We start from the raw sequence: 12,782 nt of genomic DNA, 5'->3' as shown, positions 1-12,782 counted from the left end.
TGCCATCTAAGACCATTCCTTTCTTTGAGCCTGAACATCTCAAGTTTATCGGAATGGTCTTAGTGGTCAAACCCTCAATCCCTCCACCCGCATAGCGGGTGGTTTTTTGTTTCGCGCGTTTCACGCACTCAACTGGCTAAAGCCATAAACAAAAAAGAAGCGGGACAATGCCCGCTCCGTTGCTGTAAATCCTAGTATGCTGAATTGAATATTTTATAGCAGCGGGTTCTCGTGTTTCGCTTTCAGAATCGACCAGCGCCGCTCCACTTCTTTTTCAAATTCGCCAAGCATTTCTTTGTTTTCTTCCTTGAGCAGATGTCTTGATTTGCCCATATATTTCAGCCAGTCGCTGAGCGGTACCTGTTTTTTCTTCGCTTCAGGATCGTACGTAATATTCGTTTCTCCCTGCTCCACTTCATACAGTGGGAAGAAGTTTGAATTCACGGCCGCGCGGACGATGTTCTCCCCATCCTTGTCGCTCGATTTCCAGTTCAGCGGGCATGTGATCAGCAGCTTGCCGTAGACGGTACCTACATTCTGGGCGTACCACTGCGCTTTTGCCGCCTTTTTCACAAGGTCCTGCGGAAATGCTTCCGTCCCCGTGAATACATAGGGAATATGTGCCGCCGCCATCATTTGTACCGTATCTTTGTGATGGAACGCTTTGCCCTGCTGCTGTTTGCCGACACCCGACGTACTGGTCATGTGTCCTAATGGTGTAGAATACGAAAGCTGTGCACCGGTGTTCATATAGCCTTCATTATCATATTCCAGAATGATCAGATTATGGCCCCGCAGCGCCGTCCCGATGGCCGAACCCATCCCGATGTCCATGCCGCCGTCGCCGGTCACCATCACAAAAGTGAAATCCTCAGGAACCTCGATTTCCCCGCGGCGTTTCTTCTCAAGGAACGCTTCTACCGTGCCGGATAAAGTAGCCGGTCCGTTCTGGAACAAATTATGAATAAAGCTCTGCTTATGCGAGTTATACGGATAACCCGTTGTTGTGATATAAGCGCAGCCGGTATGGAATAAAGTAACGACATTGCCTTCAATCCCTTTGAAAAAGAGCTCCAGCGCCGGGAAAATACCGCAGCCCGGGCAAGCTCCGTGGCCGGAAGCAAACCGTTTCGGTTTCGCGGCAAGCGCCCGCATCGGCGGCACTTTAACGGATAGTTTACTTGTCTCTTCATCCACCTTTACGGTGATCAGGCCAGATTTAAAGCTGTCTCCATTCATCGGGGCAATGACCGGCTGCAGACTTTGCTCCTCAGCTCCCGGTGTTTGGCCGTAATAATCAAACGGCACTTTGGCATAACCGAGCTCCATTGCCTCGATCGTCAAGGCAAAAAAAGCTTCCGCGTCATCCGCATAATAGTCTTTCCCGCCAAGTCCAAATATGCGGGACAGCACAATAGGCTGCGGACCACGGATTTCCTGCAGGGCCGCTTTGACCTCATGGGTCAGATTGGCCCCGTGCGCACCGTAAGAATCGGCACGTTCACCAACCAGCAGTGCTTTGACATCTGTCAACGCCTTGCGGATTTCTCTTGCCGGGAACGGCCGGAGAATATTCGGGCTGATTACGCCCGCTTTAATTCCTTTCGCCCGCAGCCGATCCACGACGTCTTTGGAGGATTCGGCCGCCGAATTGAGCAGGAATAAAGCCACCTCCGCGTCTTCCATGCGATACAGATCAAGCGGTGAATAGGATCTTCCGGATAAAGCTGCGTATTCCTCTGCCACTTCCTCGAATACTTCCCCCGCACGGTACATGGCATTTGACTGTTGGAAGTGGTTGTTCATCAAATCGTCGCCGTTCATATAAGCCCCAACAACGATCGGGTTGTTCTCGTCCAGCACATGTGGATATTCAGGCGCCTTTTCCCCTACAAACTCCTGAACAGTTTCCCGGTTCGTAAATATTTGTACCCGGCGTTTCTGATGCGATGTGAAAAATCCGTCATAAGCTACAATGACCGGCAGGCGTACGTCTTCATGTTCAGCGATTCGCAGCGCCATGATATTCATGTCATAAACTGCCTGCGGTGAACGGGCGGTCAAAATCACCCAGCCGGTATTCAGACCGTAGTAAAGATCCGAATGGTCACCACGAATATCCAGCGGTCCGCTGACCGCACGCGTCACCAAATTCATGACCATCGGGAAACGTGTGCCCGCCTGCACAGGAAGCTGTTCGATCATATACAGGAAACCATTCGCGCTGGTAGCGTTGAATACCCGTGCTCCGGCTGCGGCCGCACCGTAGCAAATCCCCGCCGAGCCATGTTCGCCATCAGCTGGAATCAGCTTGATGTCGTGTTCACCGCGTGTACGCATCATGTCAAGATATTGGGCAATTTCCGTAGAAGGTGTAATCGGAAAATAACCCATAATGTGATAGTTAATCTGGGCAGCCGCCATGGCAGCCATTTCGTTGCCCGATTCGAAGACTGCCGTTTGAGCGGCCGCCAGCTTGTTCTCCGTAGTTTCTTGAATTTGCATATTCATGATCTGACTCCCTCCGCAGTTAAATAGGGAAATGATTGCGGCACACGGTGCTGCTCCGCATAATGCGGCTCTTCTAACATGGCAGCCAAAGCGGTGGTCGGACAAGCTTCGATACACTTCAAGCAGCCTTTGCAATACTGATAATCAATACCTTTCATAAACATCTGCATATTCCCGCGCTTATCCGGTTTCTTCTCCCACACGATGCAGAAATCCGGACATACCGTATCGCAGGCGGCACAGTGAATGCAGTCCTCTAACTTGTACTCTGGCAAATATCCCTGCCGGGAGCCGCTAAGATCCTTCAGGACACTGTTCGCCGTAACGTTCAGAATCCCGCCCAGCTCCTGCGTTTCATATCCAAGAATCGGCTGCGGTCTTGCGAAAGCGATTGGGTCTATAAGCTCTGAGCCATTTCCCAAGGAAAGGAACTGGACTTCGTTATATCCTCTGTCAAAGGTCCGCAAATTCGCTTCCACGAGGTGGGGCAGCTTTTTCTCAAATGTTGTGCGGATCACCTGCCGCATATCGTCCGGGTTTAGGAAGCTGCAAATCCGGAACAAAGCCCCCAGCATGGCCGTATTCACTTTGGTTTTTTCCTCAACGGAAATTTTCAGCGCATCAACTACGGCCAGCGTTCCCTGCGTCATGTTCAGATCCACGGCCACTTCGGAAAGGTCTCGCGCCGTATTCACAAGCACCGTTCCATCAGGCTGTAATCCGCTTATGACATCTATCGTCTTATACAATGCTTCATGAAATACACCGATGACATGCGGCTGCTCAATGGGACTGTGATCGCGGATTTCCACCTCGGAATCGCAGAACCTTACGAAACTCTTCACGGGCGACCCTTTTTTCTCCGAACCATAGCTGGAAAAATTCGAACCGTTAAGTCCGGAGCCGGTGACCCCGGCTTCGGCCAGCATTTTTCCGGCCAGATTGGCGCCAAGCCCGCCGATGGATTCGAGACGGATCTCGAAAAATCCCAGTTCATTCTTTTGAGGTAAAATCGACATGTTCTCTCCTCATTTCTTCTTAGGTCATTAATTCCAGTTTAAAAGAAGAAACGGACCAGGTTTGTGATTAAACTCACTACTTAAAAAATTGTGATTCCAATCACTATGTCGGTTGTGGGAGCGAAGTATACTGTCTTCAACAGTCCTATTGCGAGGCAATCTTATACTGACCTTACGACAAAAAATCACGAAATTGGAGGAGAAATAATGAATAACAACGCCCAAGAGACCTTACAGCATCAACCGTCTATGTTCTGCTTTCAATGTCAGGAAGCATCCAAAGGAACAGGCTGCACCATTGTCGGAGTATGCGGCAAACCGCATGATGTGGCAAACCTGCAAGATTTACTGATTTATTTGCTGAAAGGTATCTCTTTTCTCAGTCTGGATGTCCAGCTGCCGGAGGTGCTTGAACAGCGCGTATCGCTGTTTATTATGGACTCCTTGTTTGCAACAATTACGAACGCCAACTTTGACCGCGAGGTTTTTGTGAAAAAAATCCGGGAAGCGATAGAGCTCCGCGGCGAGGTGCGCACCTATTATAACGAACAATATCCGGAGGGAACCGCCAATCTCCCTGATGCTGCCGTCTGGCAAGCGGATAACGAAGCTTCTTTTGATGAAAAGGCACGTACGGTTGGTGTCCTCTCGACCAAGAATGAAGACATCCGCTCGCTGCGCGAATTAATTACTTACGGCTTGAAGGGGATGGCTGCTTATACGTACCACGCGCTTCATCTGGAGAAGGATGATAACGAATTAAACCGTTTTATGCGCCGTGCACTTGCCGCCACGCTTGACGACAGCCTTGAAGTGCAGGATCTGGTAGCTTTGACGATGGAAACCGGTAAATACGGCGTAAACGCCATGGCGATGCTTGATGAAGCGAACACCTCAGTTTACGGAAACCCGGAAATTACGAAGGTCAATATCGGGGTAAGCAACCGACCCGGCATTCTCATCAGCGGTCATGATCTGAAGGATTTGGAGGAGCTGCTGAAGCAGACGGAAGGAACCGGCGTGGACGTGTACACGCACAGTGAAATGCTGCCTGCCCACTATTATCCGGCATTCAAGAAATATGAGCATTTTGTAGGCAATTACGGGAATGCCTGGTGGAAGCAGAATAGCGAATTCGCAGCCTTTAACGGACCGATATTAATGACGACCAACTGTATCGTTCCGCCGAAAGACAGTTACAAGGACCGTATCTATACAACAGGCAACACTGGGTTTCCGGGTGTCCGCCATATTCCGGAAGGAACAGACGGTGCTCCCAAAGACTTCTCCCTACTAATCGAGCAAGCGAAAGGATGCCCAGCTCCAACGGAACTTGAAACGGGTGAGATCATCGGCGGTTTCGCTCATGCCGCTGTGATGAACGTGGCCGATCAAGTCGTCGATGCCGTGAAATCCGGGGCGATCCGCCGCTTCTTCGTCATGGCCGGCTGCGATGGACGGATGAAATCCCGCAACTATTACACCGATTTTGCGGCTGAACTTCCGAAAGACACAGTCATTCTAACTGCAGGCTGTGCCAAATACAAATACAATAAACTGGATCTAGGCGAAATCGGCGGTATTCCGCGGGTCCTGGACGCTGGTCAATGCAATGATTCTTACTCCCTCGTCGTGATTGCATTGAAACTGAAGGAAGTATTCGGCCTTGAGGATATTAATGATTTGCCGATTTCCTATAACATTGCCTGGTATGAGCAAAAAGCGGTTATCGTGCTGCTTGCCTTGCTTTATCTTGGCGTTAAAAATATTCATCTGGGCCCTACGCTCCCTGCATTCCTGTCGCCTAACGTTGCCAAAGTCCTCGTCGAAAACTTCGGTATCGGCGGTATTACTAATGTGGAAGATGACATGAACATGTTCCTTGGTGCCTAAAAAACCTGATAAATGAATGTCCCTAACCGGGGCATTCATTTTCTTATATTTCCACGCTTGTTTGCGCTATTTGACCATCCTCCAATGCTAAGCGCAATATAAAAAAGCTCATCTTTTCAGTTAAATACAAAGGCGTATATAGTGAATCCGTAGTTTACTGTTTTCAGTAGCTATTACATTCGATATGTGACCATTAGTAATAGTCCTTACAGGGATTACAGACCTGCATCAATCCCTCACTAACACCGCCAGACTCTCCACATGCACCGTATGCGGGAAACGATCCTATTATTAACTCTTCTGTTATATTAAACCGCGTGGTTACAAGGTTTCAACTTTAGATTATCTCCGATTGCGGGAATTTCGCGGTGTTTAACATCAATTTCATATCAATATAAAATGTTCTAGTCGCAATAACCTGGAGTGTTCAGTTTATAGGTATAAAAAATTGCACATAAACTGCGTATAGTTCAAAAATCATTTATGTATGAATGAAGGTTTACTTATATAGATCTTTAATTTCTTGCTCGTCGCCATAGATTGTCATTGTATCTTCTTTATATTCAACACTCCTCAAAATGTAACCATCCTCATTAACCAGTGGACAAACAAGTTCCCAGCCTTCTATAGATAAGTCATCCAAAATTTCAATTAATTCAGAAGGGTTGCTTTCCTCCAGACTACTGTAATGCCTCGTTATATCTGGCGAAATGAACTGCCAGTACTTTTCAGTATATTTGCCTGTCAAGGCCGTGCTAAGTATCAATGTTGCATGCTGTTTAAGTTTTACTTTGACAATACGTTCGATTTCTCTCACTGTCTTTTTCTCCTTTATTGAAATATATCTCGATTCGATTTTGCAATCGGTTTTCTTCATATTCCAGCACCCATTTGCGTTTAATTCGCGGTTTGTTGCCGTACTTGTAACTTTGGGTTTCCTAAGTTTTGAGCAACCGGTAAATGGTGGCTCTACTCAACTGAAAGTAATCCATAACATCTGTAATTTTACATACTGGTGGCAATCCTGCAGATTTTTTTATTGAGTCTGCGAGATCTTTAATTTGCACGTTTTTTCGAGGTATATTGGTACCTCCTTATAATTTTATGGGTTCATAATAACACATTCCTATATTCTGTAAAAATCCAATCCTTCTTGTTTCCTGGTCCTAGTAATGACTATTCACATGGTATATATTACCTATATTTGATACACTGTAAGTATTACTTTAGATATAGAGGAGGAAACATGAAACTTCGAACTATTATTGCTGTTTTATCTTTCGCAACTTTACTGGTAGGATGCGGAACATCTTCTAGTTTAAGTGCTACAAGTGAAGAACTTGAATCCACTAAAGAATCATTAGAAAAACTCAAGACCGAAAATGAATCGCTTAAGAAACAACTAGACGAATTGAAATACGGACCAGAAAAGTTGCTGGCAGAAGCTAACTCGCAATTCGAATCCGGAGATATTAAACAACTAGAAAAGACACATGAAACGATAACTAAGAAACACCCTGATTCTGAAGAAGAAAAACAAATCAATGCTTTAGTCGAGAAATTGCAAAAACAAATAGATGATAAAGCTGCTGAAGAAAAAGCAACTGCAGAAAAACTTGCTGCAGCTGAAAAAGAACGGCAAAAGAAAGCGACTGCTTCAATGAGGACAAGAACAGACGAAGTAACTGGAAGTACTGTTTATGAGGACAAGACCAGTCCTCAGTATATTAACGACAATAGTTTTAATATCTTCTTCGTTACTAGCGAAGGTAGTGACATACCTGTTTTATTTGCAAGATTCCAATACACCGGCGATAACTGGTTATTCGTTAATAACTATACAATCAGAGCAGATGATCAAACCTTCACAGTTAATCCGAATTACAGTGATGTGAATCGGGATAACCAGGTAGGTGGAGTTTGGGAATACTATGATGTGGTAGTTGATAAAGATATGTATGATATCATCAACGCTGTTATTAAATCAAATAAGACTATTATACGTTCTCAAGGAGACGAAAGGCACCAGGATAGAACAGTTACCAGTCAGGAGAAAAAGGCCTTACAGAATGTATTGGACGCATACAAGGCGATGGGTGGAAGTGAAGCTCAATTCAAGCTATAAAAAAAGAAATGATCCACCGGCATATCGCCGAGCGGGTCATTTTTTATTCAAAAGTACTTGCTGAAATTATATCATCGATCTTAATCCATTCCCACTCGCCTGTTCCTGTCGCCAGCCTGATTTCGCGCCGATAGGTGTGAATTACAGATACCATGGCGGTTAGTTCCTGGTCCTCGTATTCGTCGAACAAACGTAAATTTGATTGTACGGTGTGTATAAAAAGACTCTGCCAGCGCCTACTCAATCAATTCTAGTCCGCTCCCATACACCCGACCGATACAACATGACCCATGAAACCTAGTGCCCTACAGCGCTGGCAGACCAGCTCCGTGAGTTCCAGCAGCACGACCTTAATCTCTTCGATGGTGCCATAATCCCGCGGCAACGTCATCATGTGGCCGACGGATTTAGGGGCGACCTGGTGCGTCCCCGGCCGCACAGGGCTGTCGCCGATTCCATTTGCGATCCGCCAGTACAATTCGGCATTAATGTCGGAGTTCTTGCCGAATTTCCGTCGCATCATCTGTTTGAGCTTGCCCAACAGGGGCTGTGCGACGTGGCCGATCGTTGGGAGGCCCATAGTAGTAAAATGTCTTGTCATCCGGCTGCCGGCTATAACATGTCGCTGGCAGGCCGCTTCCAGAGCGTTTCAGGCAGCATTTCTTTAGTCAGGGTGTATATCCCTGATGGGTTTTTCTTGGCATAATTGTCGCGTGCAGTCTCCGCAAGGATCTTGGTTTCAGCAATTCCGAACCGAGTATAAACCCCTGTGGTTGCCTGAACGTGAGTCTGGGTGATCCGTGCCATTTCTTCCGGAGTATCCGCAACAAGATGCATTGAGCCTGTAACATCAAGAAATTGCTCGTCGATACTGTATGGCTCGACCAAGTCCGTATAGCTTTTGTAAATGCCCGTTATCAGCATGGATACGTCGATGTACCGCTGCATCCGCGGCTTAATCACACGAGATCTGGACACTTTGCCGCAGCTTCCCCAAGTTGTTCTGCTGTTGTGAGTCGCCTTTGCAAGAGGGCATGCCGCCAGCATGATTCCTGATCGGCGTTCAGGATCCCCAGCAACCACCAAAGGTCGATCCTTGTATTCAGGATGTTCGGCCTTTTCAACAGAGGCATAAAAGGGACTGGCAGTCACCAAGCATCACCACACGTTTAGATGATTTCAACACATATTCCTCCTTCAATAAAACGGGAACATTTGTTTGCATTATATGCGAGCACTCGTTCTTTTACCAATGTAAAAAGAAGGATTTAAGTTAGTACTGAAAAATGGTTCACTTTGAAAAAAAAACCGATTTTAACTATATTGAAAAAAATTAGGAGAATTTCACAAAAATCCCTAACTAACTAGATATCCTTAACGTTATATAAGTGAAGAGCCAATCGGAACGGCTTTTATTGACATTTAAGGAGTGATTTTTTTGAAACGTAAAATTTCATTATTTTTACTCAGTACGTTGCTTTTAGTATTAACGTTTTCCTCTTCTGTATATGCCCAGGAGGGTGTAAATACTCCTGAACAAGACCAAGCTAATTTAGAAACGGAGAAGCGAAAAGAAGAAATTAACAAAGTATTTCAAGAATTAGCAGAAGTAAGAGCTGCTAAACTTTTACCTGGTAATGAAATGAAAATTGCCTCATTTGAGGATAGTGAAGTTTCTTTAGAAGAAAAACTTAACACTTTAGGTGTGAATGTCCTGTCGCCAAAGGAAGTTAGTAACATTTATAGGGAAGTTAGCCCCACAGCAGAGGTACCACCAAGTAATTCTAATGTAAGATGGTACGAGGCTAGATATAACATTACTAGAAATGGTGTAACATACGCTTTACAAGACTTGTACGCCCAAGCCAGAGGACATAATACAAATTTAACGAGTGCAAGAACAGGTTATAAATTGTACGATAACATGCATTATGTTATCACTGGAAGTAAGGAGGTAGTAAAACTCTATTCGGAGAAAGCTATTGGTCATTTGTTACAGAAAGTACCGGTATATGGTTGGCTCCCTTGGGAATTATTAATACCTGAAGGAAATCAAAGGCATAATAATTCTATCGTTGTTTCGCATCGTACCCTATCAACAGTCTGCTTTACATATGTTAAACGTGAAGGCCAATCTGACTCTAGTCAAAGTATGACTTTCAGATCTAACATGTATACCTCGAATGCCAGCATAACTGCTGTTGGTATAACTGATGGCAAAGGGTATTCTAAAACCCTCGATTCCGAGAAAACAGACTATGGCCAATATTATGCTAGCGGTACTAAAGCACTAGATGCTTATCTTGATACACAAGCGCAACGTTCATCCTATATTTCATCCATTACATTCCAGTCTGAACATGACACTACCAAGAAATTGGTTGAGTATTTAGTGACTCCTGTAAATCCTGGTCAAGTTCAGTAACGGTGATTTGTTAAATGCAATATTCCACATTTATGGAATATTGCATTTTCCTTCTAGTTTTTACAACGGAGGGTTCGATATGAAAAAAATCTTTATATTATTAATAGCGTTAATAGCAATAATTATTTTTATTTTCTATAAATTTAATTACAGTTATAAAGCGCAGATAGAAAAGTACGACTTTTCTATAGAAGATATTGTTGCTGAGGAAGGGTATTCAATGGATGCTAAGCATTTAACTAATATAGTCCTCTTAGCAGATGGTGAAAAAATCGGGTTGATACAAGTAAGAAATAAAGGTTTCCTTCGTTGGGTAGACCAAAGTAACTCGGTTGTTCAAAACCCATCTAGTAGCGAGTTCGCGGTGAGTAATTTATCTATAATGAAAAATAAAGGGGAAAATGTATACTCAGAAATTCATACTTTTGTTGCTGGCTATATGGAAAAAGAGAATATCCAAAAAATCGGGAGTCCTACAGATTTTTATTTGAACATAGACACTTATGATATGAATGGAAAAACACTTCTGTTTGCTCACGCAATAGTTGGAAAAGAACATACTTCGTTTGGTTCAGAAGATGTAATTAACTTCATTAAAAATGAAATCGGGAGTAAGTAGGGGGGATTAATGGTAAAGCCATAATTACATCGCACCTTAAGACAAAGCTGAGGGGATCACTAAATTTGAAAGTAGAATAAAAGGCTCAACCCACTAAGTTAGAGGGTTGAGCCTTATTACCGATGCTATCGGATTGCATCACGGTACTACCGTTGATATTAAGACGATTATAATCCATTAACTTCATCTTCTCGGCCATGTTTAAAATTCGCTTTTTGCCAACTCGTCTGTCCACCAAAGCTAAAATATTCAATAAGATATCATGACTCTCCAAGCTTTCATCTATCGAAGTCGATAAAAACGTAGTAGCTACTACGACAAAATTGGATTTACTTAAATTTGCCTGTGCTGACAAAAGCTCTTTTGCAAGCTCTGAAACTTTTCTGCTTCTTGCAATGACTTGAAGACGATCCTCGGGAACGGTCCCCTTGGTATCCTTTCTGATCGCTTCAATTTCATCTTGGCTGATAGAAATTTGGATATCCGTATCATTCTTAATTTCACGTTCTTCTTATCTCCCGAAATATAACAAAGCCCTGCTTTATCAGGTAAATAACGATATCCGGTTGCGCGATATTCAACTCTTCCAGCTAATGCAGGACTGAGAAAACTCTCCAGCTGTTGCTTCAATTTGCTCCAGGACATGGTTCCTCCTATGTTTTCAAACCCTGACTACCCGTATTTCGCGACGGATTTATGGCAATGACATCTATAGTGCCAGGCTGGTTTGATTTAAAATAACAAATTTCTAAAGTTAGAATATTGCCCTTGGGTGAAGATCTATCATACCCTGATTATGGTCATATACGGAAACAAGAGAACTGCCATGAATGGCAGTTCTCTTAGTTCGATCTTATATTCCTTATAATACTTCAATCAATTTTCATTAAATTTCTTATACTGCTGCGTCTTAGACAACTGTTCTTGTTTTTGTGTAAGATTAGAGCACATCAGCCGCGTTGAACAGATAGTATACTTCTCAATCGACTTCCCGTGAAAATGCTGCTCACTAGCAGTACGAATCCGCCAAACAGATAGGGCAAGTTAAAGTGGACTTCAAACAAAATACCTGCCAGCATCGGTCCAAATATCGTACCGAGACTTGTATAAGCGTTATTCATCCCTGCAACAAATCCCTGTTCATCCCCGGCCACTCTGGACAACAGCGTATTGATCGTGGGGCGCAATATATTATTGAACGTAAAGAACAACATCGTGACTACCATGACATAGTAGAAATGGCCTGAGAATAATAAGAATACAAGGGATACTGCCGATAACAACAACATGGCAACGATGATTCGTTTTTCTCCGAATCGTCGTGTGATCCGGTCAGTGAACAACAATTGATTCAACGTGCCGATGAGCGAACATACGGTAAGCAGTATAGCAATTTGACGCGTCGTGAATCCGTAGACTTGAACGACAAAAAGCGGGAAAATCGCTTCAAAATGCGTTAAACCGAAGGTCATGGCGAACACAATGAGCAACAGGACAAAATAGCGAGACCGAACCGAAAGCACGATTTGCCGGAATACATTTTCCCTCTTCTCCTTCACTTGACGACGCATCCGGCGAAGGTCCGCCGACAGCGATTCAGGCAAACCCCATAGACTGCAAACCATTGCCAGCAGCCCTACACATGCGGATACATAGAAGGGCATCTTAATGCCCCATTCCGCAAGCAATCCGCCGACACCCGGTCCAATAATAAACCCGGATGTCATCGACGCTCCTAACCATGACATGGCCTTGCTGCGCTGCTCATCTGCTGTAATGTCGGCAATGTAAGCAATGATAGACGGGATTAAGGCTGCTGAGCCTATTCCGCCAATCAACCGGGATACGAATAATAAAGTTAGATCGCCCGCGAACGCTGCGAGCAAGTTGGAGATGGCGAACAAGATCAAACCTATGATAATCATGGGTTTACGGCCATATCGATCTGACAAATTACCTGCAAGAGGTGAGAATAGAAACTGGGTCAGGCCAAAGCAGGAGACCAAATAGCCCGCGGCCTGTCCGCTTGCCGTAAACTGCTCAAGAAGTTCCGGTATGATCGGAATGACAAGGCCCATACTTAGATTAGCGAGAAACATGTTGAGCAGTAGTAATGGAAACGCTGACTTTTTTAACATTTAGGATCACCTATATCGAATGAATAAAAACCATGAATCGGAAACTGAATAA

Annotated in this window: 10 protein-coding genes and 1 pseudogene; 4 read left to right on the top strand and 7 right to left on the bottom strand. The window is 44.5% G+C overall.

The genetic code is table 11. The features are described 5' to 3' along the window. Positions 1–213 precede the first annotated feature (213 nt). On the bottom strand, positions 214–2,511 hold the full coding sequence (locus AB4124_RS28580; RefSeq protein ID WP_441974947.1) for a thiamine pyrophosphate-dependent enzyme: 2,298 nt from the start codon (positions 2,509–2,511) through the stop codon (positions 214–216). Continuing rightward, complete coding sequence (locus tag AB4124_RS28575) at positions 2,508–3,530, bottom strand: 2-oxoacid:acceptor oxidoreductase family protein (protein WP_441974946.1); 1,023 nt, start codon at positions 3,528–3,530, stop codon at positions 2,508–2,510. The genes AB4124_RS28580 and AB4124_RS28575 overlap by 4 nt, the downstream gene beginning before the upstream one ends. Before the next feature lie 207 nt (positions 3,531–3,737). Here AB4124_RS28575 and hcp point away from each other — a divergent pair, with 207 nt between their 5' ends. Beyond that, entirely contained in the window at positions 3,738–5,423 is a 1,686-nt protein-coding gene (gene hcp / locus AB4124_RS28570) for a hydroxylamine reductase (protein WP_441974945.1), read from the top strand. A 499-nt stretch (positions 5,424–5,922) separates the two neighbouring features. On the opposite strand, the gene AB4124_RS28565 is transcribed toward hcp, so the two are convergent. Then, positions 5,923–6,240: a hypothetical protein gene (locus AB4124_RS28565; protein ID WP_441974944.1), complete on the bottom strand. Its 318-nt coding sequence runs from the start codon at positions 6,238–6,240 to the stop codon at positions 5,923–5,925. A 429-nt stretch (positions 6,241–6,669) separates the two neighbouring features. Between AB4124_RS28565 and AB4124_RS28560 the strand changes: the two genes are divergently transcribed. Beyond that, on the top strand, positions 6,670–7,548 hold the full coding sequence (locus AB4124_RS28560; RefSeq protein WP_441974943.1) for a hypothetical protein: 879 nt from the start codon (positions 6,670–6,672) through the stop codon (positions 7,546–7,548). Positions 7,549–7,798: 250 nt separating this feature from the next. Here the strand turns inward: AB4124_RS28560 and AB4124_RS28555 are convergent, their stop codons facing one another. Beyond that, on the bottom strand, positions 7,799–8,071 hold the full coding sequence (locus AB4124_RS28555; RefSeq protein WP_441974942.1) for a DinB/UmuC family translesion DNA polymerase: 273 nt from the start codon (positions 8,069–8,071) through the stop codon (positions 7,799–7,801). An 89-nt stretch (positions 8,072–8,160) separates the two neighbouring features. Continuing rightward, positions 8,161–8,700: a Y-family DNA polymerase gene (locus AB4124_RS28550; protein WP_430135755.1), complete on the bottom strand. Its 540-nt coding sequence runs from the start codon at positions 8,698–8,700 to the stop codon at positions 8,161–8,163. A 286-nt stretch (positions 8,701–8,986) separates the two neighbouring features. Here AB4124_RS28550 and AB4124_RS28545 point away from each other — a divergent pair, with 286 nt between their 5' ends. Further along, entirely contained in the window at positions 8,987–9,973 is a 987-nt protein-coding gene (locus AB4124_RS28545; protein ID WP_430135758.1) for a hypothetical protein, read from the top strand. A gap of 79 nt (positions 9,974–10,052) precedes the next feature. Then, complete coding sequence (locus AB4124_RS28540) at positions 10,053–10,592, top strand: hypothetical protein (RefSeq protein WP_441974941.1); 540 nt, start codon at positions 10,053–10,055, stop codon at positions 10,590–10,592. 85 nt (positions 10,593–10,677) lie between these two features. Here AB4124_RS28540 and AB4124_RS28535 read toward each other — a convergent pair. Then, positions 10,678–11,237, bottom strand: a pseudogene (locus tag AB4124_RS28535) (SF0329 family protein). Positions 11,238–11,542: 305 nt separating this feature from the next. Further along, positions 11,543–12,730, bottom strand: coding sequence for an MFS transporter (locus AB4124_RS28530; RefSeq protein WP_441974940.1), 1,188 nt, complete (start codon positions 12,728–12,730; stop codon positions 11,543–11,545). Positions 12,731–12,782 lie beyond the last annotated feature (52 nt).

The sequence above is a fragment of the Paenibacillus sp. 2KB_20 genome (genome assembly GCF_052115765.1).
Classification (GTDB): domain Bacteria; phylum Bacillota; class Bacilli; order Paenibacillales; family Paenibacillaceae; genus Paenibacillus_AQ.
The sequence above is the reverse complement of the archived record's forward strand: the minus strand, read 5'-3'. Positions and strand labels throughout refer to the sequence as shown.